The sequence below is a fragment of the Pseudomonas sp. A1230 genome (assembly GCF_044218825.1).
In the GTDB taxonomy this organism is placed as follows: domain Bacteria; phylum Pseudomonadota; class Gammaproteobacteria; order Pseudomonadales; family Pseudomonadaceae; genus Aquipseudomonas; species Aquipseudomonas iridis.
This window is the reverse complement of record NZ_CP162582.1, coordinates 5672524-5697886: the sequence shown is the minus strand read 5'-3', so window position 1 is coordinate 5697886 and position 25363 is coordinate 5672524. Positions and strand designations below refer to the sequence as shown.

Below are 25363 nucleotides of genomic sequence, written 5' to 3'. Positions count from 1 at the left end.
TTAAGATACGCCGCTAATGATGGGAGCCAGATATGCAATCGATTGATCACAGCACTTACGAGGCACTGCGCGAAGGTGCACACGTACTGGAAGCCGACGGCTCCGGCGACAAGGTGCTCAGATTGGCCGATGGACGCATGCTCAAACTGTTCCGTCGCAAGCGGCTGCTCAGCTCTGCGCTGTTCTACCCCTACGCGCAACGCTTTGCCGACAACACCCGGGCCCTTGAACAACGCGGCATCCTCTGCCCCAAAGTCATCGCGGTGTACCGCATCCCGAGCATCGAGCGTGACTGTGTGTATTACAGTCCGCTGGCGGGCAATACCGTGCGCCAGTTACAAGGCACCAGCGAAGAGACTGACTCACTGAGATTCCAACTGGGCGGGTACTTTGCTCAATTGCACGAGAAGGGTGTGTACTTTCGATCGCTGCACTTCGGCAACGTGGTGCTGACCCCCGACGGCCATCTGGGCCTGATCGACATCGCCGACCTGCGCTGCCAGAAGCGCTCGCTCAGCGACAGCAAACGCCTGCGCAATTTCGCTCACCTGCTGCGCTACAAGGAAGATCGGCAATGGTTGCTGGGCCAGGACGCCGGCGACACCTTTATCGAAGGTTACCGACAGGCCCTGCCGAGCAACCGGCAAGCGCCGCTGATCTCGCGCCTGCGCCCGCTGCTTGCTTGAACCCTAGCGACCAATCACCACAACGGTCGCGCCTTTGCGATTGGCGAAATGCTCAAGGATGCGCAGCTTGTGTGCTGCCAGCCACTCGTTCAGCCATGGCTCGTCACCCTTCGCCTCGATCACGAAATAGCGGTAGTCGCCAGCATGCGCTGGCGATATTGCCTCTTCCTGCGTCAGGACTGGCAACACGTAGCCGCGACCCGCGTAATAGCTGATCCGCCCATCCGAGAAGTAAGTCGGCGCGTCCGGTTCGACATGGGAGGACATCCAGCGGCCGGCCTCGATATAGTGGGTTTTCCCGGCCCCGGTGGAGATGACGTTCGAGAGCATCACCAGCAGCGCCAGCACCACCAGCCCCTTGCCCAGACGCGGAAATTCGCGAGCAAACGCTGCCACCCCCATCGCCAGCACAGGCACAAACAACAGATTCAGAAAACTCATGTAGCGCGCGTTCATGAACTGTTGCTTGATGAAAAACAGTACCAGTACCACCAGGTAGAGCAACGCTGCCCAGGCGAAAGGACGATAGTCGCGCCAGTAGATGCCCAGCACGCCCCAGTTGCGCCGCAATATGAACGGGACGGCAAACGGCCCCATCAACTTGACGAAAGTAATCGTCATGGTCGCAAGGATGCCGAAGAAAATGATCCGGCCCGCTTCATCCTGGGAATACTTGTTGATGAGTGAATTGGCGAACTGATCGCAGAGCATCTGGAACGAGGCGAACACACCACGAGGCTCAATCATGTCCAGATACAGCACCACGCGCGCCGACATGAGCACGCCTGTCACCGACACGACCAGCAACCCAAGTACCGGCAACAACGAAAATTGAAAGAACGACAGGCGTCGGCTCGACGACCACAGGCTGGGCAATTGCCACAGCGCCAACGCCGGCATCAACAACAGCGCCTCCAGCCGAAACAAGGCTGCCGCGACAATTGCCATATGAATGAATGCCGCACGCAACCAGCCCCCACGTGCCTGCCAGCGCAACGCGAGCCACAGCGCCAGCGTGCAAAAAAACCAGAAGCCGCACTCACGGATGATGTCATTTCGAAAGGCATTGACCGCCGGCATTGCCAGCATGACAAGACAGGCCCAACGGGTGATGTCGGGCGAACGCTGACGGATGCAGTCCACCATCAACGCACTGGTGCCGGCAAAGAAGAGACCACACCAGAGGTAGGCGCTCAGTTCCAATGGCAACCGCAGGATGGAATGGGTAGCGGCAAGCAGAAGGGAAAACCACGGCCAGTCGAAGGAGGCCCAGGCGACATTGGGACCATGCTCGGTGACTTGTTGTGCGACATCGATGTAAAGCGCGGCATCACGCCCTACTGTCGCAGTCCCCATGACCGCTATCAGCGATAGCAGCAAACTGCCAAAAAATGCCAGCCATACCGGGTATTCGTCGATGATTCTGGAGACCTGAGTACCCACTTTCCCGCTCCTGCCTTTCACCCAGCCACCTCACCAACACTCATTACAAGGTACGCGCAGTCACGGCGGACCATTTATCGAAACAGCAAACGCAAAGCCTTGCGAGTGTAGGACCAGCGCGAAAACGTGCGCCAGTCTGCACGCAGTGCCTGAAAATAGAAGCCCTTGGCCAGGCTGTATTCGCCATGTGAGTAACAATCGCGAAACAGCGACAAGCAACGCTGTGCCAAAAAGGCCTGACGCAGGTCGTGCATCTCCTTTGGCATGCGTCGACTCGAAAACACCTCGCTGACGACCTGCTCCGTACCGGCAGCAAGACTTTGGCGCAAATCGTGACGCATGCTGTCGGCGTGCTTGTAGATCAGCGCCAGAGGCTTGTCGAGGACGGTACAAGGATAGCGCGCCAATACCTGGGCAAACACCGGCAGATCCTCAACGTTGCGCAAATGTTCCGGGTAATTGCCCGGAGCGAATACATCGCGATGCATTGCGCAGGCGCCGTTGGATATCGATACAGTCTTGTCCAGCAGGTAGCCCTGCAAACGCTGACGAGACGTCAACGGCAAAGGCTTGGCGCTCTGCAAGCTGCGCCTGCCGTCAGCAAATACTGACCAATGCGCGCCAATGATCATCAGAGTTTGCGGGTTGCTGGCAATGTGCTGCGAAATCGCGGCCAGTGCACCAGGTGCCATTTCGTCGTCGGAATCGAGAAAAACCAGATATTTCCCGGTCGTTTCTTCAAGCCCCAGATTGCGCACCGTAGACAACCCGCCATTGCTTTTGCGCAGCGCGCGAAAACGCCCGCCATGCTTGAGCAACAGCGATTCCACTACCTCAGGCGTCTCGTCCGTCGACCCATCGTCGATGACCAGCAAATCCGCCGTCGCTTCATCCAACTGCGCCAACACCGACTCCACTGCGCGGGGCAGGGTTCGCGCGTAGTTGTAAACGGGGATCACGACGCTGATCAGGGTTTCAGTCAATTGCGTATCCTTTTACACCCTCTTTAACGACCAGAATATCTTCCATGATCAGGTACTCCAGATCGGAGCCGAAAAACATGTTCAGCGCGTCAGTCGGCGAGCAGATCATCGGTTCGCCACGACGGTTGAGCGAAGTGTTCAGCGACACGCCGTTGCCAGTCAGGTTTTCCAGCGCTTTCATCATGTCATAGTAGCGCGGATTGTATTCGCGCTTGAGCACCTGGGCGCGAGACGTGCCATCTTCGTGGACAACCTCCGGCACACGGGTCTTCCACTCTTCAGATACTTCGAAGGTGAACGTCATGAACGGCGCCGGGTGATCGATCTTGATCATCTGTGGGGCGACAGTGTCGAGCATCGACGGGCAGAAAGGCCTCCAGCGCTCACGGAACTTGATCTGGTGGTTGATCCGGTCAGCAACGCCGGCCACGCTTGGGCAGCCAATGATCGAACGACCGCCCAATGCGCGCGGACCGAACTCCATGCGACCCTGGAACCAGGCCACCGGATTGCCCTCGACCATGATTTTGGCGATCTGCTCCGGCATGTTGTCGAGCTTGCGCCAGACAGGCTTGCTCTCGTGCCGGGCACACGCGGCGATCACGTCTTCGTTGCTGTATGACGGGCCGAGGTAGACGTGTTCCATCTTCTCGACCGGAACGCCGCGAGCGTGTGACACATAGGCTGCTGCGCCAACCGCGGTGCCGGCATCGCCGGACGCCGGCTGCACGAACAGTTCCTTGATGTCATCGCGGGCGATGATTTTCTGGTTCAGCTTGACGTTCAACGCACAGCCGCCGGCGAAAGCCAGTTTGCCGGTCTCCTTGAGCACGTCGCCCAAGTAGTGGTCGATCATCTGCAACGCCAGTTTTTCGAACAGCGCTTGCATGCTCGCGGCGTAGTGGATGTAAGGTTCGTCAGCGATGTCGCCTTCGCGTTTCGGGCCCAGCCATTCGATCAGCTTCGGCGAGAAGTAGAAGCCTTTGCCCTTCTCTTTGTAGCGACGCAGGCCGATGACGTTGGCGTAGTCGGTGTTGATCACCAGTTCGCCATTTTCGAACGACGCCAGACGCGAGAAATCGTATTTGCTGGCGTCACCGTAGGGCGCCATGCCCATGACCTTGAACTCACCGTCGAGCATCTCGAAACCGAGGAACTCGGTGATTGCGCCGTACAGGCCGCCGAGGGAGTCCGGGTCGAAGAATTCCTTGATCTTGTGGATCTTGCCGTTTTCGCCGTAACCGAAGAAGGTCGTGGCGTACTCACCCTTGCCGTCGATACCGAGGATCGCGGTTTTCTCTTTGAAACCGGAGCAATGGTAAGCGCTGGAAGCGTGGGCCAAATGGTGCTCAACCGGTTCGATCTTGATCTTTTTCGGATCAAAACCCAGTTGTTCGAGGCACCAGACGATCTTGTTGCGGTAGCGCTTGTAGCGACGATTGCCCATCAGGATCGCATCAAGCGCGCGGTCCGGGGCGTACCAGTAGCGCTTGGCATAGTGCCAGCGGGCCTTGCCGAACAGACTGATCGGCGCGAAAGGGATTGCCACTACGTCGACATCGGACGGCTTGATGCCGGCCTGTTCAAGACAGAACTTCGCCGACTCGTAGGGCATGCGGTTCTTTGCATGCTTATCGCGTACGAAGCGCTCTTCTTCAGCCGCCGCCACCAGCTTGCCGTCGATGTACAAGGCTGCTGAAGGATCGTGGCTAAGGGCGCCGGACAGGCCAAGAATCGTCAATGCCACAGGGGTCTAGCCTCTTTAGTCTGCGTGCAGGCGCGATGCGCCTTTTAAATTGATGTGTCCTCGCATAAGGCGATAGACAGCTAAAGAGCGGGATTATAGCGTAAACGTGACGGGAATTACCCTGTGCGAATTGCCCCGGGGTGAATGGTTTGCATATTCCTCGTCCGCTGACTCTATAACCGCCCACGCGTCGAAATTTTCGATGCGATCGTGCTGCGTTCTACTGATTTTCGTCCCGGGCTACCGATGGCAATCTCTGAAAATCCGCACCGAGGCCGTTGTGGGCACAGCTCATGGCTTGCGAAGAAACTGCAAGACACTTCAAAGCCCTTATCTCTCACCCGACTCAGACACCACTCGAAATATCTTTCGGCAATCGCTGATCGATCACTTGATATAACGCACTGCTCTCGGGCCAGTTACGCATGAATCGCGCCCGGTCCCTCGCATAGGCCGGGGCAAAGCTGCCCGGCGAGCCATGCTGACACATCGAGTCAAGATCGATCAGCGCCCAGCGATCGTTGTGCCAGAACAGGTTGTGGCCTTTGAAATCGCCATGACTGATGCGCTCGGCAATCAATCGGGCAAACAACCGATCCAGTGCCTGCAACTCCGATTCCGGTGCTTCGCCATTTTCAACGTACGGCGCAAAGCGCTCGATGATGTCCGGCCCCGGCAGGAACTCGGTCACCAGATAGGCACGGCTGCGCAACCACAGGAAGCGCTTTTCCAGCACCGCCAGAGGCTTGGGCGTGGCAATCCCGAGAAACGCCAGGCGATTGCCTTCGCGCCACGAATGCCAGGCACGACTCGGGCGCCAGAACCGCTTGAGCCAATGCGCAAAATCCTTGATGTTGTAGCGCTTGATCACCAATTGGCGCGCACCCACTTCGACCTTGCCGACGCTTGCCGCGCCGCCGGTCTTGTAGAGATGGCCGCGCTCAAGCAGCGCATCCGCCTGTTCAAGCACCGGAACCATGGCCGCTTCTTCCTCGCGACGAATCGCCTGCAGGCCAAACGCACCACGGCGGACGCTGAACAGGGTGCATTCGCGGCCGACCTTGATCAGGTAATCCTTCAGGCGCCAGCGGCGTACCTTGTCGATCTGCTTCTGCAAGGCTTCCAGCGGCAAAGCGTGCTCGCTGTTGCTCAGCAGGTAATACACCAGCAGCTCTTCGGTGAACGGCTCCAACGCCTTGGGCAACTGGGCGAAAAACACGCCGAGATTTTCCAGGACCTTTTCCCGCGACAACGGCTGACCGGCGGTTTCCACGGCAATGCCGGCACCGTCGATCAAGTACAACTGACCGCCGTGGCGCAGCAGATTGTCCAGATGCAGGTCTTCCTGCCAAAGCCCTTTGCCGTGCAACTGGCCAATGGCGGCAAGCGCCTCGGCCAGCACCGCGGTTTGTTCATCCGCCAGCGGCGGCAGTGCCTCGACTTGCGCCCATGCATCGCCAAGGCTTTGCGCGCCTTCCAGGAAGTCGAACAGCAGCCAGCCACCCTCACCGCTCAGTCCATCGGCCAGCAGCAGCGGTGTCGTCAGCCCTTGTGCGGCCAACAGGCGCACGCCTTCCAGTTCACGCTGAAAATGTCGAGCAGCCTTGCTGCCGACCAGCAATTTGGCCAATACCGGACGACCACGCCAAACGCCGGCACCTACGTAACGTTGCCCAGGCAACACGCGCAGCAGGCTCAGCAACTGCAAATCCGCAGCACCGGCCGCATCGGCCAGGGTGACTGTCAGCGGCAATTGCGGGGTACGCCCGACAGTGGCCAGCTCGGACAATTGCATCAGCGAGTCTCCTTGTGACTGCGGCGCGCAGTCAGCCGGGCGAGCCAGCTGTCGAGCAGCGAACTGTCCACAGGCTGATCGAGATAGGCCGACAGCAACTCGCGCAGTTGCGCCTCGTTCCACTGCGGTGCGCGGCGCTGCAGCGGCTCCAGATCCTTGATCCGGTCACGCATGCCGAACAACAGCGGCCGGGTTTTCTCCAGGTCGATCAATTGCGCCTGATACCCGTCGCCGCGGGCCTGAAGAAAAATGTGTTTGGGATAAAAACAGCCATGCACCTGACGCACGCCGTGCAACTGCCGCGCCAGCAACCCGCAGGCCTTGAGGATGGCCGACTGTTGCCCAGCGCTGAGCTGCGACCAGCGCGCAAGCAGCGACTCCAGGTCGCTCCAGCCATCCAGCGCACGCGTCAGCAGAATCGCGCGGACTTCGCCATCGACTTTGCGCTCACCGAAAAACGCCGCTTGCAGCGCGGGAATACCGAGCTTGCGGTAGCGGCTGATATTACGAAATTCGCGGGCAAAACTTGGCTCGCCGAACGGCGCATGCAAGGTGCGGGTCAGGTAATTACTCTGGCGCTTGAGGTAGAAACCCTGACCTTCGAGATCGAGACGGAACACGCTGCTCCAACCGCCACGGGCGGTATTGGGCTCGTCCACCGCTTCAAGCTGTTTGGCCCACAGGGCGTCAAAAGTGCCCAGGCCGTGGCGCTCAAGCAACGCACGGTCTTCATTGGCGAGAAAGTCAGTCATTCGCGTCCCTCGAAAAATCTCACCACGTGCCGAATCCGATTCTTGTCGGCAGTATTGAGCCGATCGCACTGGCGGTATTGCATATAAAAGCGCAGGCGTTGGGTATTGGACAGGTGATATTTGGCGAGCTTGTCGAGACAGGCCAGATCCTTGGTGATCCGATACTTGAGCCAGAAGCCGCGCCAGAATTCGCCATTGGGGCAATCAATAAGAAATATGCGCGCCTGATCGTCGATCAACAGGTTGCGCCATTTCAAATCGTTATGGGTAAAACGGTGATCATGCATCGTGCGCGTATAACCGGCCAACTGTTGGCTGACGGCGTCCACCCAGGCGCGATCCTTGAGCTTGGGATCCTTGCGCTCGGCGAGTGCGGCGAGGTCTTCGGTATTGGGCAGTTCGCGGGTGATCATCGCACCACGGTCGTAAGCCGCGCCGCGTCGCTCAAGCCCCCACGCCACCACTTCAGCGGTGGGAATGCCCCATTTGGCGAACCGTTTGAGGTTCTGCCATTCCATCTTCACGCGCGGTTTACCGAGGTAACGGCGCAGGCCCTTGCCTGCACCGACGTAGCGTTTGACGTAATAGTTGACGCCACCGCGCTGTACGCGAACCACTTCGGACAGCAGATCGCGCGTAAGCCGCTCGCCTTGCAGGGCAAATACGGCTTCCAGACTGCCGAAATCTTCGGCCAGATCGCTGTACGTCGGCTCAAGAGTCCAACCCGCCATCAGAGCGCATCCCCGTAACGCTGTTTACGTGCGTAGAGCTTGTTGGCTTTACCTTCCAGCCAGTTCAGTAGCGGCGCTTCTTGCGCAAGAATCTGCCGTAGCGGCTGCTGGAAATAGCCCTTGAGGAATCGCAGCTTGTCGCGACGGGTCAGGCCGATGTCCAGGGCGGAAAAGTACAACGCAGCCAGATCCTTGTTGCGCCAGCGTTGCGTGATTCTGACGCGGGTCTGGGCGCGGTGCAGGTCGATCACCGAGAGTTTGAAATCATCCGCCGTCACCGGTTTGTCGGTGTGCAGCAGGAAGTGGCAGATGTAGCAGTCGCGGTGATTGACGCCCGCGCGGTGCATCATGCCAGTCATGCGCGCCACTTCGGCAATCAGCGCGTGTTTGAGTTTCGGCTGCGGTGGCTGCTTGAGCCAGTCGATGCTGAAGTCTTCGAGGCTGATGGTCGGCGCCAGTTCTTCGGTAACGATGAACGAATGCTGATCGGCCGGGTTGCTGCCCTTTTCGCCATACGCCACGGCAGTCATGGTCGGCACGCCGACTTCCTGCAAGCGCTGGATGGCTTTCCACTCCTGACCCGCGCCGAGCACCGGCAGTTTGGCGGTCAGCAGGTTCTTGAAGATCTCACCCCAGCCGATGCCACGATGGATCTTCACAAAAAATCCATGGCCGTCGACTTCGGTGCGCAGCGTCCGGCGCGCTTCGAGCTCGCGGTACACCTCGCCCTGCAAGCCCTCGACTTCGGCGAACGGGTCGCGTCCGGCCCAGAGGCTCTTGAACGGTTCAGCCAGCATCAACTTCATTTAAGCGTGCTCCGCCAGAATCACATCCGCCGCGTGTTGCGGCATGCTGTAAAGGTCGGCCGTTTCGGCGAACGCCAGACCATTGCGGCTCCAGGCCGCGCGTGCAGCGTCGTCGCTCAACATATCGGTCAGGTATCGCGTCAGTTGCGCCTGATCGAATGGTTCGTCCAGCACTCGCCCGGCATCCGCCTCGGCAATGTAGTGGGCATAACCGCACACCGCGCTGACCAGCACAGGCAGGCCTGCGACCAGCGCTTCGAGCAGCACTGTACCGGTATTTTCGTTGTACGCCGGGTGGATCAACAGATCGGCGCCGAGCAAGAACCGCGGAATATCGCTGCGGCCCTTGAGGAACGTCACGTTGTCGCCCAGGCCCAAAGTGGCGCTCTGCATCTGGAACAATTTGGGGTCATCCTGGCCGATTACAAACAGCCGGGTGCGTTTCTTCAGTTCGGCGGGCAATGCGGCCAGGGCTTTAAGACTGCGATCGACGCCTTTGGTCTTGAATCCGGAACCGATCTGCACCAGTAGCAGGTCGTCGTCCTTGAGCTTGAATTCGGCACGGAAACCGGCGCGAATCTCATCGGCATCCGCCGGACGGCGACGATCCTGAGCAATGCCCGGCGGCAGCAAATGGAAGCGCTCGAGTGGCGTGTCGTAGTGCTTGATGAAGAGCGGCTGCTGCACTTCGGAAATCATCAGCACTTCGGTTTTCGCCTCTTTGGCGAACACCGCGCGCTCGTACTCGGCGAAGTGGCGATAGCGGCCCCAGCGACGGTACAGCGAATTGCGCAGGTTCTGCGCCTTGTCTTCGAAGCAACCGTCGGCGGCGTAATACACATCCAGACCGGGCATTTTGTTGAACCCGATCAGGCGATCCACCGGACGCTTGGCCAGATCCGCTTCCATCCACGCACTGAGTTTTTCGTTGCGACGGTGATTGAAGAACGCCTTGACCGGCGCCACCAGCACTTCGAAACCGGGCGGCACGTCGCCTTCCCAGATCAGCGTGTAGACGCGGATCTGGTGGCCGCGCTTCTGGCATTCGAGGGCGATGCGCATGAAATCGCGCTGCAAGCCACCGAACGGGAAATATTTGTACAGGACGAATGCCAATTGCATCAGCGCAGCTCCTCAGCCATTAACAACGTGCTCAGTCGGCTGGCGACACGCTCGGGGTTCAGACGCGTGAAGCACAGAGGCTGTTCACGCTTCAGGTCAAACTGACGGGCATCCTGCTCGGTCGGTTGATAAGTGCATTTTTTCTGCAGGCACGGCGCGCATGGAAAGTCGCTGGCCATGTGAATCTGCAACTTGCCGTAGGCGCCGGTCAGGCCCGGGTTGGTCGGGCCGAACAGCGAGATGGTCGGCACGTCCAGCGCCGCCGCCAAGTGGCCGAGACCTGTGTCCACTGCCACACAGGCTTGTGCGCCGGCAAGGACTTTGCCGACCCCGGCCAGATTCAGCTTCGGCAGGACTTCGGCGTGTTTGAAACCGGCGGCGATGCGCTCGGCGCGAGCCTTTTCCAGCGGGTTGCCCCATGGCAGTTTCACGCCAACGCCGAGATAACCGACACGCTCGGTCAGCTCCCGCCAGTAAGCTTCCGGCCAGTGTTTGGTGTCCCACGTCGTACCGTGGAGAAATACCACGAAGGCGTTCTTGCGCGGCAGCTCGACCAGACGCTCGACGTTGAGACCATAATCGCCCAGGCCTTTGGGCAGGTCATAACCGAGAGCGATGGCAAACAACTGACGCACGCGTTCAACGGCATGTTGACCGCGGGCCACGGCCAGCTTGCGATCGTAGAATCGCGCAGCCATCGGTTCACGGGCCGAGCCTTTATCGAGACCGGCCACCGGTGCTTTGACGTAACGGGTCAGCCAGGCGCTTTTCAGCAAGCCCTGCGCGTCGATCACCAAATCGTATTTGTTCGCGCGCACGCTCTGCTTGAAGCGTTTCCACTCGCCGCTGGTGATGGTTTTCCAAAGACTTTTGCGCCAGCGACGGATCGCCACCGGAATCACTTTGTCAACGGCCGGGTGCCAGGTCGGAATCTCGGCAAAGCCTTCTTCCACCACCCAGTCGAACTTGATTCCGGGAATGGCCCGGGCCGCGTCGGTCAGCGCCGGCAACGCATGAATCACGTCGCCCAGCGATGAAGTCTTGATCAGCAATACCCGCAACTTAATGAACCTCGACCACAGAACCGTGCAATTTCTGCAAGGCATCGTTGACCGCGTCCGGCATCAGCTGGCGCAGGCAGTTGTAATGGCCGAAACGGCAGGTTCGGTCGAAGCACGGGCTGCAATCGAGGCCCAAACGGACGATTTCGACGTGCTCGGCCAGCGGCGGAGTAAAGCCCGGAGAGGTCGAACCATAAACCGCCACCAACGGGCGGTTCAGCGCGGAGGCGACGTGCATCAGGCCGGAGTCATTGGAGACTACCGAGTCGGCGCAGGACAGCAGGTCGATGGCTTCGGCCAACGAGGTGCCACCGCTTAGATTCACCGCCTCTTCACGCAAGCCGGGAATCAGCCGCGCGCGGATGTCTTCGCCGACCGAGTGATCGTTTTTCGAACCGAACAGCCACACCTGCCAGCCTTCACGAATCCGCGCTTCGGCAACTTTGGCGTAATGCTCGGATGGCCAGCGCTTGGATTCGCCGAACTCGGCGCCTGGGCACAGAGCCAACACCGGGCGGTCGAGGCTCAAGCCAAACTTGGCCAGCGCCGCTTCGCGGGTGACCGGGTCGATTTGCAAGCTTGGGCGTGGATACGGTTTCGTCAGTTCGGCGTTCGGTTCATAGGCCAGGGCCATGAAACGCTCGATCATCAGCGGATAGCGCTCTTTATCAAGCGTGCGCACGTCGTTGAGCAGGCCATAACGGAACTCGCCGCGCCAGCCGGTGCGTTTCGGGATGCCGGCAAAGAATGGCACCAGCGCCGATTTCAGCGAGTTTGGCAGCAGGATCGCCTGGTCGTACTGGCCGCGCAGGGACTTGCCGATCCGTCGACGGGTCGCCAATTCAAGCGCGCCGTGGCCGAGCGGAAAGCTCAAGGCCTTGCGTACTTCGGGCATGCGCTCAAGGATCGGACGGCTCCACTCGGGGGCCAGCACGTCGATTTCGCATTGCGGGTGGCGTTGCTTGAGACACTGAAACAGTGTCTGCGCCATCACCATGTCACCGACCCAACTGGGCCCAACGATCAGAATATTCATGTGGTTTCCAAAAACGAACCGGGGAGGCCAATGCCTCCCCGCCTCGAGAATTCTACAAACACTGTAGATCTACTGTGGGAGCGAGCTTGCTCGCGATGGGGGCGTCACATTCAACATTATTGTCGTCTGATACTCCGCTATCGCTGGCAAGCCAGGTCCCACAGGGTTTTGCATCCGTTCCAACATCCGCGATTCACCGCAGATCACTGTGGGAGCGAGCTTGCTCGCGATGGGGGCGTCACATTCAACATTATTGTCGTCTGATACTCCGCTATCGCTGGCAAGCCAGCTTCCACAGGGTTTGTTCGTCTTGCCGTAAATCTGCGATCAGCGCAAATCCACTGTGGGAGCGAGCCTGCTCGCGATGGGGCCGGCACATCCAGCATCAATGTCGCCTGACACTCCGTTTTCGCGAGCAGGCTCGCTCCCACATTTGAATCTCACAGCCCTCACTGGCCTTTTTCAGCTTAGCCCCAGCTCACGCCATATTCGCAAAACCTGTCGCCGCTCTTCAGCAAACTGGTCGCCTGCAATCCCCCCGGCGTCCTTCTGCAAGGCCTGCCGGTGGGCGGCGGAGCGGTAGGCTTTATAGGCCTCACGCAACAGACTGGCATCTTCGGCAGGCATCAGCCCTTCGTGCTCCAGCTCTTCCAGAATGCGGATGTTATCGGTCCAGCGCAGCAATGGCGGGTGGCTTTGCGACCACGCAAGAGCCGCGTATTGCACCATAAATTCAATATCGACGATACCTCCGGCGTCCTGCTTGAGGTCGAACGGCGCCGTGGCCTCGAAGGCGTTTGCCGCGGTGCCCGCTGCGGTGCTCTTGCTGCCGAGGTTATCGCGCATCTTCGCGCGCATCTCGCTGACTTCCTGCTGCAGCTTGGCCAGGTCCCGGGTTTTACCCAGCACTTGGGCGCGAACCTTCTCGAAGGCCTGCCCGACATCCTGGCTGCCGACCAGCACCCGCGCCCGCACCAGCGCCTGATGCTCCCACGTCCAGGCTTCGTTTTCCTGATAGCGGGCGAACGCACCCAGCGAACTCACCAGCAACCCCGACGCACCGGACGGCCGCAAACGCATATCCACTTCATAAAGCTGACCGGAGTTGGTCTGCGCCGTCAGCAAGTGGATGATCCGCTGCCCCAGCCGCGTGAAGAATTGCGCGCCATCAATCGGTTTCGGGCCATCGGTTTCTGCCTGTGGATCGCCGTCGTGGATGAACACCAGGTCAAGGTCCGAACCATGCCCCAATTCCAGGCCGCCGACTTTGCCGTAACCGACAATGATGAACCCGGGATCGCACAACGTGCCGTCGGTACGCAACGGCGTGCCGTACTTGGCCACGGTCTGGCGCCAGGCCAGCGCCAGCACTTGCGCAAGAATTGCCTCGGCCAGCCAGGTCAGATAATCGCTGACCTTCATCAGTGGCAAACTGCCGGCGATTTCCGACGCGGCGACGCGCAAGCGGTGCGCCAGTTTGAAATGGCGCAGGGCTTCCATCTGTTGTTCGAGGTCGTCTTCGGGAATCCGCGTCAGACGCTCGCGCAATTCAGCGGCAAGTTCCGGCGCCAATGGCGGCTTGAACAAGCGTCCTTCGTTGAGCAATTCATCGAGCAACAGCGGAAAGCGGGTGATCTGTTCGGCAATCCACGGACTTGCCGCACACAACGTCAACAAGCGACGCAGCGCACCGGGGTTTTCCGTCAGCAACACCAGGTACGCCGAGCGCCGCGCCACCGCTTCAACCAGCGGCAGCACACGCTCCAGCACCAGATCCGGGTTTTCATGCTCAACCGCTTGGGCAATCAGGCGCGGGATGAACAAATCCAGACGTTCGCGCCCCAGACGCTGCATCGCCCGCAGTTGCGGACTGCCGCGTAGCCCGGCCAAGGCCTTCAGCGCTTTCGGTGCATCGCTGAAACCGCCCTCCTCCAACTGACGGCAGGCAGCCTCTTCGTCCTGCGCCTCTTCCCACAGCGGCAGCCATTCACCGCCAACCACCACTTCGCTTTGGGCGCCCTCTTCCTCATCAGGATCAGCGATCACCTGCGCGAAGTGCCAGGCCACCCGGCCGCGCCAGAACATCAGTTTTTCGTGGAAGGCTTCCCAGTCGGCAAACCCAAGCATGAATGCGATACGCGCCTGATCCTGAACGCCATCCGGCAGCATCTGGGTCTGGCGGTCGGCAATCGCCTGGATCGCGTGCTCGGTGTAACGCAGAAATTCATACCCCTCGCGCAACTCGCTGATCACCGCGGGTGGCAGATAACCCTGCCCTTCCAGCGTGCTCAACACCTTTAATAGAGGACGCTGTTGCAGACTCAGATCACGCCCGCCGTGAATCAGTTGAAAAGCCTGGGCGATGAACTCGACCTCGCGGATCCCACCCGAACCGAGCTTGATGTTGTCGGCCATGCCCTTGCGCCGGACTTCCTGCTGAATCAGCTGCTTCATGGTGCGCAGCGCTTCGATTGCCGAGAAGTCCAGATAACGCCGGTAAACAAACGGCCGCAGCATGTCGAGCAACTGCGCGCCCGCCACTTGATCGCCGGCCACCACACGCGCCTTGATCATGGCGTAGCGTTCCCAGTCGCGACCCTGATCCTGGTAATACTGCTCCAGCGCATTGAAGCTCAGCACCAGCGCGCCCGATGAACCATATGGACGCAGACGCATGTCGACACGGAACACGAAACCATCGACGGTCATCGGGTCCAGCGCCTTGATCAGGCGCTGGCCCAGTCGGATGAAGAATTCCTGATTATCCAGCGCGCGCTTCACGCCAACGGTTTCGCCGCCCTCGGGGTAGGCGAAGATCAAGTCGATGTCCGAGGACAGGTTCAACTCAACCGCGCCGAGCTTGCCCATGCCAAGAATGACCATCTGCTGTGGCAAACCGCTGCGACGCCCGGTCGGCGTGCCGAACTGCTGACAATGGCGGCTGTACAACCATTGATAGGCTTGATCGATAGAGGCATCGGCCATGTCCGACAGATCACGGCAGGTCTGCACGAGATCGGCCTGGCGGGTCAGATCACGCCAGATAATCCGCACCTGATGGCGTGCGCGCTGACGGCGCAGGACGTGACCGAGTTCATCTTCGGTCTGGGCGGCCGCCACTGCAGCGGCTATTTGCGCGCACAATTCGCCGGGGGCAAACGGCCGGTCGAGCTCACCGGACTGCACCAGCGTCAGTAACATCAAAGGGTCACGAACGCTCTGTTCAATGACGAACTCGCTGGCGACGGTGACGCGGGCAAATTGCGCCCAGCGTTCGGATGTCCAGTTCGAGAAGCCATGATCGTCTTCAAGCGCGGCGACGGCCGTACGGAACGACTGCTCGGATCGAGTGACCAACGGCAGGAGAATGGCGGGCAGTTCGGCAAGCACGGGCAGGGTCATGGTCTATCCTTGATCGGCGTGTAAATGGCCGCTTGTAGTGAACGGTGAAAACCCGCTACCTGAAGGACTGTCGAACAAAAGTTAGAAATAGCTGATATTTCTTTTTCTTTGGCAGCCAGCATCAAACTTTCACCTTTTTCGGATGGCAATCGACCAACCTTAACGATTATTCTCACAACGTAGTCGGAGGCCACAAGCCTTTCATCTGTAGTTTTACTACTCGTCTATACATTCGAAAGGCTGAAATGCCGGAAGATTTGTAGTAAAACTACACGCCGCCGGAACAACCTGTCGGCAATCCAAGAATTTTAAATCGTCTGCCCACAAGGCCAGTCGCAAACTCAGGCAACCGATTCTGGAAGCCTTTCCGCCCTGGAGCAAGCCATGCAAGACCTCGATCCCGTCGAAACCCAGGAATGGCTGGACGCCCTGGAATCGGTTCTCGACAAAGAAGGCGAAGACCGTGCTCACTATCTGATGACCCGTATGGGCGAACTCGCGACCCGCAGCGGCTCGCAGCTCCCTTACGCCATCACCACGCCTTACCGCAACACCATCCCCGTGACCCACGAAGCACGCATGCCTGGCGACCTGTTCATGGAACGCCGCATTCGCTCGTTGGTACGCTGGAACGCGATGGCCATGGTAATGCGTACGAACCTGAAAGATTCTGACCTGGGTGGTCACATCTCCAGCTTCGCTTCCAGTGCGACCCTGTATGACATCGGCTTCAACTACTTCTTCCAGGCCCCGACCGACGAACACGGCGGCGACCTGATCTACTTCCAGGGCCACACCTCGCCAGGCGTTTACGCCCGTGCATTCATGGAAGGCCGCATCACCGAAGACCAGATGAACAACTTCCGCCAGGAAGTAGACGGTCAGGGCCTGTCGTCCTACCCGCACCCTTGGCTGATGCCTGACTTCTGGCAGTTCCCGACCGTATCGATGGGTCTGGGTCCGATCCAGGCGATCTACCAGGCACGTTTCATGAAGTACCTGGAAGCTCGTGGCTTCATCCCGGAAGGCAAGCAAAAAGTCTGGTGCTTCCTGGGCGACGGCGAGTGCGACGAACCAGAATCCCTGGGCGCCATCTCCCTGGCTGGCCGCGAGAAGCTCGACAACCTGATCTTCGTCATCAACTGCAACCTGCAGCGCCTCGACGGCCCGGTTCGCGGTAACGGCAAGATCATCCAGGAACTCGAAGGCGTGTTCCGCGGTGCTCAGTGGAACGTGACCAAAGTCATCTGGGGCCGTTTCTGGGACCCACTGCTGGCCAAAGACGTCGACGGCATCCTGCAACGTCGCATGGATGAAGTCATCGACGGCGAGTACCAGAACTACAAAGCCAAAGACGGCGCGTTCGTGCGTGAACACTTCTTCAACTCGCCAGAACTCAAGGCGATGGTTGCCGATCTGTCCGACGACGAGATCTGGAAACTCAACCGTGGCGGCCACGACCCGTACAAGGTCTACGCGGCGTACCACGAAGCGGTCAACCACAAAGAACAACCAACCGTCATCCTGGCCAAGACCATCAAGGGTTATGGCACTGGTGCCGGCGAAGCGAAAAACACTGCGCACAACACCAAGAAAGTCGATGTCGACAGCCTGAAGTTGTTCCGCGATCGCTTCGACATCCCGGTCAAGGACGAAGAGCTGGAGAACCTGCCGTTCTTCAAGCCAGAGCCAAACAGCGCCGAAGCCCGCTACCTGAGCGAGCGCCGCACTGCACTGGGCGGTTTCGTGCCACAGCGCCGCGCCAAGTCCTTCGACATTCCTACACCGCCACTCGATACCCTCAAGGCTATCCTCGACGGCTCGGGCGACCGTGAAATCTCCACCACCATGGCTTTCGTGCGGATCCTCGCGCAACTGGTCAAGGACAAGGAAATCGGCTCGCGTATCGTGCCGATCATCCCGGACGAAGCCCGTACCTTTGGTATGGAAGGCATGTTCCGTCAATTGGGCATCTATTCGTCCGTCGGCCAGCTCTACGAGCCAGTCGATAAAGACCAGGTGATGTTCTACAAGGAAGACAAAAAGGGCCAGATCCTCGAAGAAGGCATCAACGAAGCGGGCGCCATGAGCTCCTTCATCGCTGCCGGTACTTCGTACTCCAGCCACAACCAGCCAATGCTGCCGTTCTACATCTTCTACTCGATGTTCGGCTTCCAGCGTATTGGCGACCTGGCTTGGGCAGCAGGCGACAGCCGCACCCGTGGCTTCCTGATCGGCGGTACCGCGGGCCGGACCACCCTGAACGGTGAAGGCCTGCAACACGAAGACGGTCACAGCCACATCCTGGCTGCCACCATCCCGAACTGCCGCACCTTTGATCCAACCTACGGCTACGAGCTGGCGGTGATCATTCAGGACGGCATGAAGAAGATGACCGAAGAGCAGCAGGACGTTTTCTACTACATCACCGTGATGAACGAGTCCTACCAGCAACCTGCCATGCCGGCCGGTGCAGAGGAAGGCATCATCAAGGGCATGTACCTGCTCGAAGAAGACACCCGCGAAGCAGCACACCACGTACAGCTGATGGGCTCCGGCACCATCCTGCGCGAAGTGCGTGAAGCGGCGAAGATCCTGCGTGAACAGTTCAACATCGGCGCCGACGTGTGGAGCGTCACCAGCTTCAACGAACTGCGTCGCGACGGCCTGGCCGTAGAGCGCAGCAACCGTCTCAAGCCTGGCCAGAAGCCTCAGAAGAGCTACGTTGAAGAGTGCCTGAGCGGCCGTAAAGGTCCGGTCATTGCCTCTACCGACTACATGAAGCTGTTCGCCGAGCAGATCCGTCAGTGGGTACCGTCCAAGGAATTCAAGGTCCTGGGCACCGACGGTTTCGGCCGCAGCGACAGCCGCAAGAAACTGCGTCATTTCTTCGAAGTTGACCGTCATTTCGTGGTGTTGGCAGCCCTGGAAGCACTGGCTGACCGTGGTGATATCGAACCCAAGGTTGTGGCTGAAGCCATCACCAAGTTCGGCATCGACCCGGAAAAACGCAACCCACTGGACTGCTGAGGAGACATTTTGTGAGCGAACTCATTCGCGTACCTGACATCGGCAGCGGTGAAGGTGAAGTAATTGAACTGTTTGTGAAGGTCGGCGACCGTATCGAAGCCGACCAGAGCATCCTGACCCTGGAATCGGACAAGGCCAGCATGGAAGTGCCGGCCCCGAAAGCCGGCGTCATCAAGAGCCTGAAAGTGAAGCTGGGCGACCGTCTGAAAGAAGGCGACGAACTGCTGGAGCTGGAAGTCGAGGGCGCCGCTGAAGCGGCCCCCGCACCTGCCGCACCTGCCGCGGCGCCTGCTGCAAAAGCTGAAGCCAAACCGGCTGCCGCTCCTGCTGCTGCCGCGCCAGCCGCTGCCCCTGCTGCCCCTGCTGCCGCTTCGGTTCAGCAAGTGCACGTGCCGGACATCGGTTCGTCGGGCAAGGCGCAGATCATCGAGATCCAGGTCAAGGTCGGCGACACCGTCGAAGCTGATCAATCGCTGATCACCCTTGAATCCGACAAGGCGAGCATGGAAATCCCGTCGCCTGCCGCTGGCGTGGTCAAGGCCATCAGCGTCAAGCTCAACGACGAAGTGGGTACCGGTGACCTGATTCTGGATCTGGAAGTGGCGGGTGCTGCGGCCCCTGCTGCTGCCGCTCCGGCTCAGGCTGCTGCGCCAGCCGCTGCTGCTGCGCCTGCCCCGGCAGCCGCGCCAGCTGCACCGGTGGCCGACAGCGTTCAGGACATCCACGTTCCGGACATCGGTTCGGCCGGCAAGGCCAAGATCATCGAAGTGTTGGTCAAGGCTGGCGACACTGTCGAAGCTGATCAATCGCTGATCACTCTGGAATCCGACAAGGCGAGCATGGAAATCCCGTCGCCTGCCGCTGGCGTGGTCGAAAGCGTTTCCATCAAGCTGGATGACGAAGTCGGCACTGGCGACCTGATTCTGAAGCTGAAAGTCAAAGGCGCGGCGCCTGCTGCTGCCCCGGCTCCAGCTGCCGCTGCAAGTGCTCCGGCACCTGCCGCTGCTGCCCCGGCTGCCGCTGCACCTGCACCCGCTGCTGCCGCACCAGCCGCCGCCCCGGCCAAGCCGGGCGCGAAAGTTCACGCCGGCCCTGCCGTGCGTCAACTGGCCCGCGAATTCGGCGTTGAGCTGAACGCAGTCGGCGCCAGCGGTCCGCACGGTCGTATTCTGAAAGAAGACGTGCAGGTTTACGTCAAAGCGATGATGCAGAAGGCCAAGGAAGCACCGGCCGCTGCTGCTGGCGCTACCGGTGGTGCGGGCATCCCGCCGATTCCGGTTGTCGACTTCAGCCGTTTCGGCGAAATCGAAGAAGTGCCGATGACTCGCCTGATGCAAATCGGCGCGTCGAGCCTGCACCGCAGCTGGCTGAATATTCCGCACGTGACTCAGTTCGATTCGGCTGATATCACTGAGCTGGAAGCGTTCCGCGTCGCACAGAAAGCCGTTGCAGAGAAGGCCGGCGTCAAGCTGACCATCCTGCCGCTGCTGCTCAAGTCGTGCGCGCACATGCTCAAGGAGCTGCCGGACTTCAACAGTTCGCTGGCACCAAGCGGCAAGGCGATCATCCGCAAGAAGTACGTGAACATCGGCTTCGCCGTCGACACCCCGGATGGCCTGCTGGTACCGGTCATCAAGAACGTCGACCAGAAGAGCCTGTTGCAACTGGCAGCCGAAGCCGCTGCGCTGGCCGCCAAAGCCCGCGACAAGAAGCTTACCGCTGACGACATGCAAGGCGCCTGCTTTACCATTTCCAGCCTCGGCCACATTGGCGGCACCGGCTTCACGCCGATCGTCAACGCGCCGGAAGTGGCGATCCTCGGTGTTTCCAAGGCAACCATCCAGCCAGTCTGGGACGGCAAAGCCTTCCAGCCGAAACTGATGCTGCCGCTGTCGCTGTCCTACGATCACCGTGTGATCAACGGCGCCGCTGCCGCACGCTTCACCCAGCGTCTGGGCAGCCTGCTGGCGGACATCCGCACCATCCTGCTGTAATCCAGGCGGCCCTCCGGCGACGGAGGGCCGCTTGTGCACCACGTTTTCGAGCGCCACACGCTCGTACCTCAACCCCGCCAATTGGCGGGGCTTTTTTTGCCTGAAATAAACCAGGCTTCGTGTTTTTCCTACAAGTCGCGCTGACATCGGCCACGACTCCAGTCAACTTTACGCCGACTTATTCATTCAACTTACAACTAACCTTGGCGCAGCAAGTTTATTTAACGAACTTGACACTAAAACTTATTCAGCAATTCATTCGAATGGATTCGAAATGCTAAAACCAACTATCGGCCCGATAATCGGCCATGTAACAACTAATCATGCACGCATATTTATCCGCGGCGACCGCCAGGACAACGCTACCGTGTTTGCCGGGATACGTTATCGCATCGCCGACACACAACAATGGTCTAACGGTATTTTCGCCAAACTGAGTGATCTGCGAGATATGTCGGAAGTTTTCGCACTCAACAACTTGAGCAGCGATACGGAATACGAATTTCAAGCAGGCTGGTTCAGCCCGATGAATCCGGTTCATACCCAGGACTCGGTGGCAGAACTGCCCCTGCAGTGGCCTCGGGAAATCTACCGTCTGCGCACTCGCTCGACAGCAATGCACGCAAAGGCCTACATTGTCGGCTCCTGCCGCTACTTGCGCATGACCGCCGGCATTGCTTCCTTGCCCCAGTTGGGCGACCGGATTTTCGCGTCCATCAACCAATTGATCGAAGGCGCACAACCCCCGATCAGCGCCGCGCTAATGACCGGCGATCAAATTTATGTCGACGACATGAACCTGTTCGCACCGGATCGCGAATACAAGGACATACTCAGTAAATACCGCGCGGCCTTCTCGCAACCCAATATAAAGCGATTGATGTCCAGCACTTCGACTTACATGATTCTCGACGACCATGAAATAGAAGACAACTGGCCGGCCAATGCGAGCAAGTCCGACGGCGCGTTATATCGCAATGCCATGGCGGCCTACGAGTTGTATCAAGCCAGTCACAGCCCGGTGCATCCGCTGACAACTAACGGCCAGATTAATCGCTCTGTACTTGAGCATTACTGGTATCAATTCAGCGACGGTGACATCGAATGGTTCGTGACCGACAGCCGCACTCGACGTAACTTGTCGCCCGATGATCGACGCATCCTTGATGAGGCTCAAGAACACGCGCTGCTGGAGTGGCTGATCAACAGTCCGGCGCGGGTGAAATTCGTAGTGACCAGCGTGATGTTCTACCCGGATCGCAAACGACTTGGCGACGATGCGTGGGAAGCCTTCCCGGAACAGCGCCTGCGCATTCTGGAAACCATTCGCACCCGGCGGATCAAAAACGTGGTGTTCGTCTCGGGCGACGTGCACGGCTCGCTGACTGCGCGTCTGACCCACAGCGAAGATCCGGACTTTGAAGTTCACACCGTCGTTTCCTCGCCACTGTGCAACAGCAAATTGCTTCCCTACGCCAAAGCCTCGACTTTTATGCTCGATCAACCGCTGGTGCGCACAGCGACGGGGGACTATCGGCATGAACTGACCAGCACGGTGGTCAGTGAAGACAACTTTGCCCATGTGGTGGTCGAAGCCGATCAGATTCTGGTCAATTACCATGATCGGAATGGCAAGAAGCTACAGTCGATTGCCATAAAACTGCGTTAAGCCTTGAAAGATCGCAGCCTTGGGCAGCGCCTGCAAAGGTCAAATGCCCCTGTAGCAACTGTCGCAAGCTGCGATCAATCGTTCTTTTCCGACAGACACTGGAGAAATGCCCCGCGCGGCCGACACATTCTTATAGCACTTGGCCTTCATCACTCTTGTCAGTCAGTGCCGCAATGATGCAACCTTGCCGCAGGCAACAGTAAAGAGGGCGAGAGCCCAGCGCGTTCAGCATATTTCCAAGCGAGTTTCCCTCCATGAAGAGCCAACCCGATGCCGCCAGCCGTATGGTGGCCGAGGTAGTGACGCAATTGCCGGTGCCCTCGCGGCTCGGCATGCTGCGTTTCGAGCGCTTGAATGAAGCCAGCTGGGCAATGCTGTTTCTTGATCCCAATTGCGAACGTCAATTCGGTCAACCGGCCGTCGAGCTGTGTGCTCTGGTCGGCTCGCCTTACGCCAGCCTGATGGAGCCGGAAGCGCGCTATCAGTTACACGACACGATCCAGCTGCAACTCAGTGCCAGCCCGCATTATCTGGTGCGTTACACGCTACACACCCCTGCCGGCGCGCTGTCCATCCTGGAACTCGGCGAAGCCTACAAGCAGCACAATCGGCACTTGCTGCGCGGCTATTTGCTGGCGGTCGATAACGTATTCGACGAAACGCCACTGCTGTCTTCAGTTGATCTCGAAACCCAGAATTCACGCCTGCAAATCGCCCTCGAACTCAACCAGCGTGCCCAGCAGGAACAACTGCAGCATCTGGAGCGGGTGCGTGCCCAGCAGGATCTGATTCTGCTGCTCGCCCGCCAGCGCTACAGCACACACAACTCGCTGCAAGAAGCCGCCGAACTGATCACCCGCTGCGCCTGCGATATCTATGAAATCGACTGCGCCAGCCTGTGGAATCTTGAAGGCCAGCGACTGCTGCCGATCTCGGCTTACCACCGCGCGACCCAGGAATACATTATCCCGGACGCGATCGACATCAGCGGCTTCCCAGATTACATGGACGCCCTGCACAGCAGCCGCGCCATCGACGCACACAATGCCATGCGTGACCCGCGCACCCGCGAGATGGCCGAAGCGCTTCGCCCGCGCGACGTCAACGCCATGCTCGACGCCAGCATCCGCGTCGACGGCCATGTGGTCGGCGTGCTGTGTCTGGAGCAGACCGGCGTCACCCGTGCCTGGCAGTCCGATGAAATCGCCTTCGCCGGTGAACTGGCCGACCAGTTCGCCCAAGTCATCAACAACCACAACCGGCGCACCGCCACCAGCGCCCTGCACCTGTTCCAGCGTGCGGTCGAGCAAAGCGCCAATGCCTTTTTGCTGGTCAATTGCGACGGCGTGGTCGAGTACGTCAACCCGAGCTTCACCGCAATCACCCAGTACACCACCGAGGAAGTCCACGGCCAGCGCCTGTCGGAACTGCCGGCCCTGGAAAACCTCAGCGAGCTGCTGTTCGACGCGCCCTCGGCGCTGGCCAAGAGCAACAGCTGGCAGGGCGAATTCAAGAGCCGCCGGAAAAACCTCGAACCCTACTGGGGGCAGTTGTCGATCTCCAAGGTTTACGGCGACAACCGTGAGCTGACCCATTACATCGGCATCTACGAAGACATCACCCAGACCAAACTGGCGCAGCAGCGCATCGAACGTCTGGCGTACACCGACAACCTGACCAACCTCGGCAACCGCCCGGCGTTCATCCGCAACCTCGACGAACGCTTCGCCCGCGATACCGATACTCCGATCAGCCTGCTGCTGGTGGACATCGACAACTTCAAGCGCATCAACGACAGCCTTGGCCACCAGACCGGCGACAAACTGCTGATCAGCCTGGCGCGGCGTTTGCGCAACAGCCTGAGCTCGAGCGGCAGCCTCGCCCGGTTCGCCAGTAACGAATTTGCGGTGCTGCTCGACGACACCGACCTTGAGGTCGGCCAGCAGATCGCCAGCCAGTTGCTGATGACCCTCGACAAACCGATGTTCGTCGACAACCAGTTGATCAGCGTCACCGGTTCCGTGGGCCTTGCCTGCGCGCCCCTGCACGGCCGCGACCCACAAACCCTGATGCGTAACGCTGGCTTGGCCCTGCACAAGGCCAAAGCCAATGGTAAGCATCAGGTGCAAGTCTTCACCGAAGCGCTGAACGCCGAGGCCAGCTACAAGCTGTTCGTCGAGAACAACCTGCGGCGCGCCCTGACCCAGAACGAGCTGGACGTGTTCTACCAGCCCAAGCTCTGCCTGCGCAGTGGTCGCTTGCTGGGGATGGAAGCGCTATTGCGCTGGAATCATCCGGAGCGCGGCATGATTCGTCCGGACCAGTTCATCAGCGTCGCCGAAGAAACCGGCCTGATCATTCCGATCGGCAAATGGATCGCCCGTCAGGCCTGCCGCATGAGCAAAGCGCTGACCGCTGCCGGTCTGGGCAATCTGCAAGTGGCGATCAATCTGTCGCCCAAGCAGTTCTCCGATCCGGACCTGGTCGCGTCCATCGCCAACATCCTCAAGGAAGAAGCGCTGCCGGCCAATCTGCTGGAGCTGGAACTGACCGAAGGCCTGCTGCTGGAAGCCACCGAAGACACGCACTTGCAACTTGATCAACTCAAGCGCCTGGGCCTGACCCTGGCCATGGATGACTTCGGCACCGGCTACTCGTCGCTCAGCTACCTGAAAAAATTCCCGATCGACGTCATCAAGATCGATCGCAGCTTTATCCACGAAATCCCCGACAACCAGGACGACATGGAAATCACCTCTGCGGTGATCGCCATGGCCCACAACCTGAAACTCAAAGTCGTGGCCGAAGGCATCGAAACCGCCGAGCAACTGGCGTTCCTGCGCCGCCATCGTTGCGATGTGGGTCAAGGCTACCTGTTCGACCGGCCGATCCCCGGCGCCGAACTGATCCAAGCCCTGAAACGCTACCCGCGCGGCCCACTCTGCCTCTGATCTCGCCGCTCCCTCATGTAGGAGCTGCCGCAGGCTGCGATCTTTTGATCCTGTTTTTAAAGACAAGATCAAAAGATCGCAGCCTTCGGCAGCTCCTACATTGAATAGTGCGAAATCGGGCATCATTGGGCACACTGGCGGTCTACTTTTTTACA

At 59.4% G+C, this 25363-nt stretch carries 16 protein-coding genes; 5 read left to right on the top strand and 11 right to left on the bottom strand.

Translation table 11 applies throughout. The features are described 5' to 3' along the window. The first annotated feature begins 32 nt into the window (after positions 1–32). Positions 33–686 (top strand): lipopolysaccharide kinase InaA family protein, encoded by a 654-nt coding sequence (locus AB4P97_RS26510; RefSeq protein ID WP_042557334.1) that lies wholly within the window; start codon positions 33–35, stop codon positions 684–686. A 3-nt stretch (positions 687–689) separates the two neighbouring features. Here the strand turns inward: AB4P97_RS26510 and AB4P97_RS26505 are convergent, their stop codons facing one another. The 11 genes from AB4P97_RS26505 to glnE form a co-directional block, all read right to left on the bottom strand. Further along, positions 690–2129: a hypothetical protein gene (locus tag AB4P97_RS26505; RefSeq protein WP_230679642.1), complete on the bottom strand. Its 1440-nt coding sequence runs from the start codon at positions 2127–2129 to the stop codon at positions 690–692. 74 nt (positions 2130–2203) lie between these two features. Further along, positions 2204–3112, bottom strand: a complete 909-nt coding sequence (locus tag AB4P97_RS26500; RefSeq protein WP_042557332.1) for a glycosyltransferase family A protein — start codon at positions 3110–3112, stop codon at positions 2204–2206. Then, a complete protein-coding gene (locus tag AB4P97_RS26495) occupies positions 3105–4859 on the bottom strand; it encodes a carbamoyltransferase (RefSeq protein WP_047299460.1) in 1755 nt (584 codons plus the stop codon). Before AB4P97_RS26495 ends, AB4P97_RS26500 begins: the two co-directional genes overlap by 8 nt. 346 nt (positions 4860–5205) lie before the next feature. Then, a complete protein-coding gene (locus AB4P97_RS26490; protein ID WP_395601815.1) occupies positions 5206–6654 on the bottom strand; it encodes a lipopolysaccharide kinase InaA family protein in 1449 nt (482 codons plus the stop codon). After that, complete coding sequence (locus AB4P97_RS26485) at positions 6654–7406, bottom strand: lipopolysaccharide kinase InaA family protein (RefSeq protein ID WP_395601814.1); 753 nt, start codon at positions 7404–7406, stop codon at positions 6654–6656. Before AB4P97_RS26485 ends, AB4P97_RS26490 begins: the two co-directional genes overlap by 1 nt. Beyond that, complete coding sequence (locus AB4P97_RS26480) at positions 7403–8137, bottom strand: lipopolysaccharide kinase InaA family protein (protein ID WP_042557328.1); 735 nt, start codon at positions 8135–8137, stop codon at positions 7403–7405. Before AB4P97_RS26480 ends, AB4P97_RS26485 begins: the two co-directional genes overlap by 4 nt. After that, positions 8137–8943 (bottom strand): lipopolysaccharide core heptose(I) kinase RfaP, encoded by an 807-nt coding sequence (gene rfaP, locus AB4P97_RS26475; protein WP_395601813.1) that lies wholly within the window; start codon positions 8941–8943, stop codon positions 8137–8139. The genes AB4P97_RS26480 and rfaP overlap by 1 nt, the downstream gene beginning before the upstream one ends. Next, positions 8944–10065: a glycosyltransferase family 4 protein gene (locus AB4P97_RS26470; RefSeq protein ID WP_395601812.1), complete on the bottom strand. Its 1122-nt coding sequence runs from the start codon at positions 10063–10065 to the stop codon at positions 8944–8946. Then, entirely contained in the window at positions 10065–11126 is a 1062-nt protein-coding gene (gene waaC / locus AB4P97_RS26465) for a lipopolysaccharide heptosyltransferase I (RefSeq protein WP_047299457.1), read from the bottom strand. The genes AB4P97_RS26470 and waaC overlap by 1 nt, the downstream gene beginning before the upstream one ends. Before the next feature lies 1 nt (position 11127). Next, on the bottom strand, positions 11128–12162 hold the full coding sequence (gene waaF / locus AB4P97_RS26460) for a lipopolysaccharide heptosyltransferase II (RefSeq protein WP_395601811.1): 1035 nt from the start codon (positions 12160–12162) through the stop codon (positions 11128–11130). Positions 12163–12624: 462 nt separating this feature from the next. Continuing rightward, positions 12625–15564 (bottom strand): bifunctional [glutamate--ammonia ligase]-adenylyl-L-tyrosine phosphorylase/[glutamate--ammonia-ligase] adenylyltransferase, encoded by a 2940-nt coding sequence (glnE, locus tag AB4P97_RS26455; protein WP_395601810.1) that lies wholly within the window; start codon positions 15562–15564, stop codon positions 12625–12627. Positions 15565–15948: 384 nt separating this feature from the next. Here glnE and aceE point away from each other — a divergent pair, with 384 nt between their 5' ends. The 4 genes from aceE (at position 15949) to AB4P97_RS26435 (ending at position 25208) form a co-directional block, all read left to right on the top strand. After that, positions 15949–18594: a pyruvate dehydrogenase (acetyl-transferring), homodimeric type gene (gene aceE, locus AB4P97_RS26450; RefSeq protein ID WP_042557322.1), complete on the top strand. Its 2646-nt coding sequence runs from the start codon at positions 15949–15951 to the stop codon at positions 18592–18594. Positions 18595–18605: 11 nt separating this feature from the next. Further along, the gene (gene aceF / locus AB4P97_RS26445) at positions 18606–20588 is read left to right on the top strand and encodes a dihydrolipoyllysine-residue acetyltransferase (RefSeq protein WP_395601809.1); all 1983 of its coding nucleotides are present in this window, start codon (positions 18606–18608) and stop codon (positions 20586–20588) included. A 274-nt stretch (positions 20589–20862) separates the two neighbouring features. Further along, positions 20863–22257, top strand: a complete 1395-nt coding sequence (locus tag AB4P97_RS26440; protein WP_042557320.1) for an alkaline phosphatase D family protein — start codon at positions 20863–20865, stop codon at positions 22255–22257. A 254-nt stretch (positions 22258–22511) separates the two neighbouring features. Continuing rightward, positions 22512–25208 carry a bifunctional diguanylate cyclase/phosphodiesterase gene (locus AB4P97_RS26435; RefSeq protein ID WP_042557319.1) on the top strand — a complete coding sequence of 899 codons (2697 nt, stop codon included), beginning with the start codon at positions 22512–22514 and terminating at the stop codon, positions 25206–25208. Positions 25209–25363 lie beyond the last annotated feature (155 nt).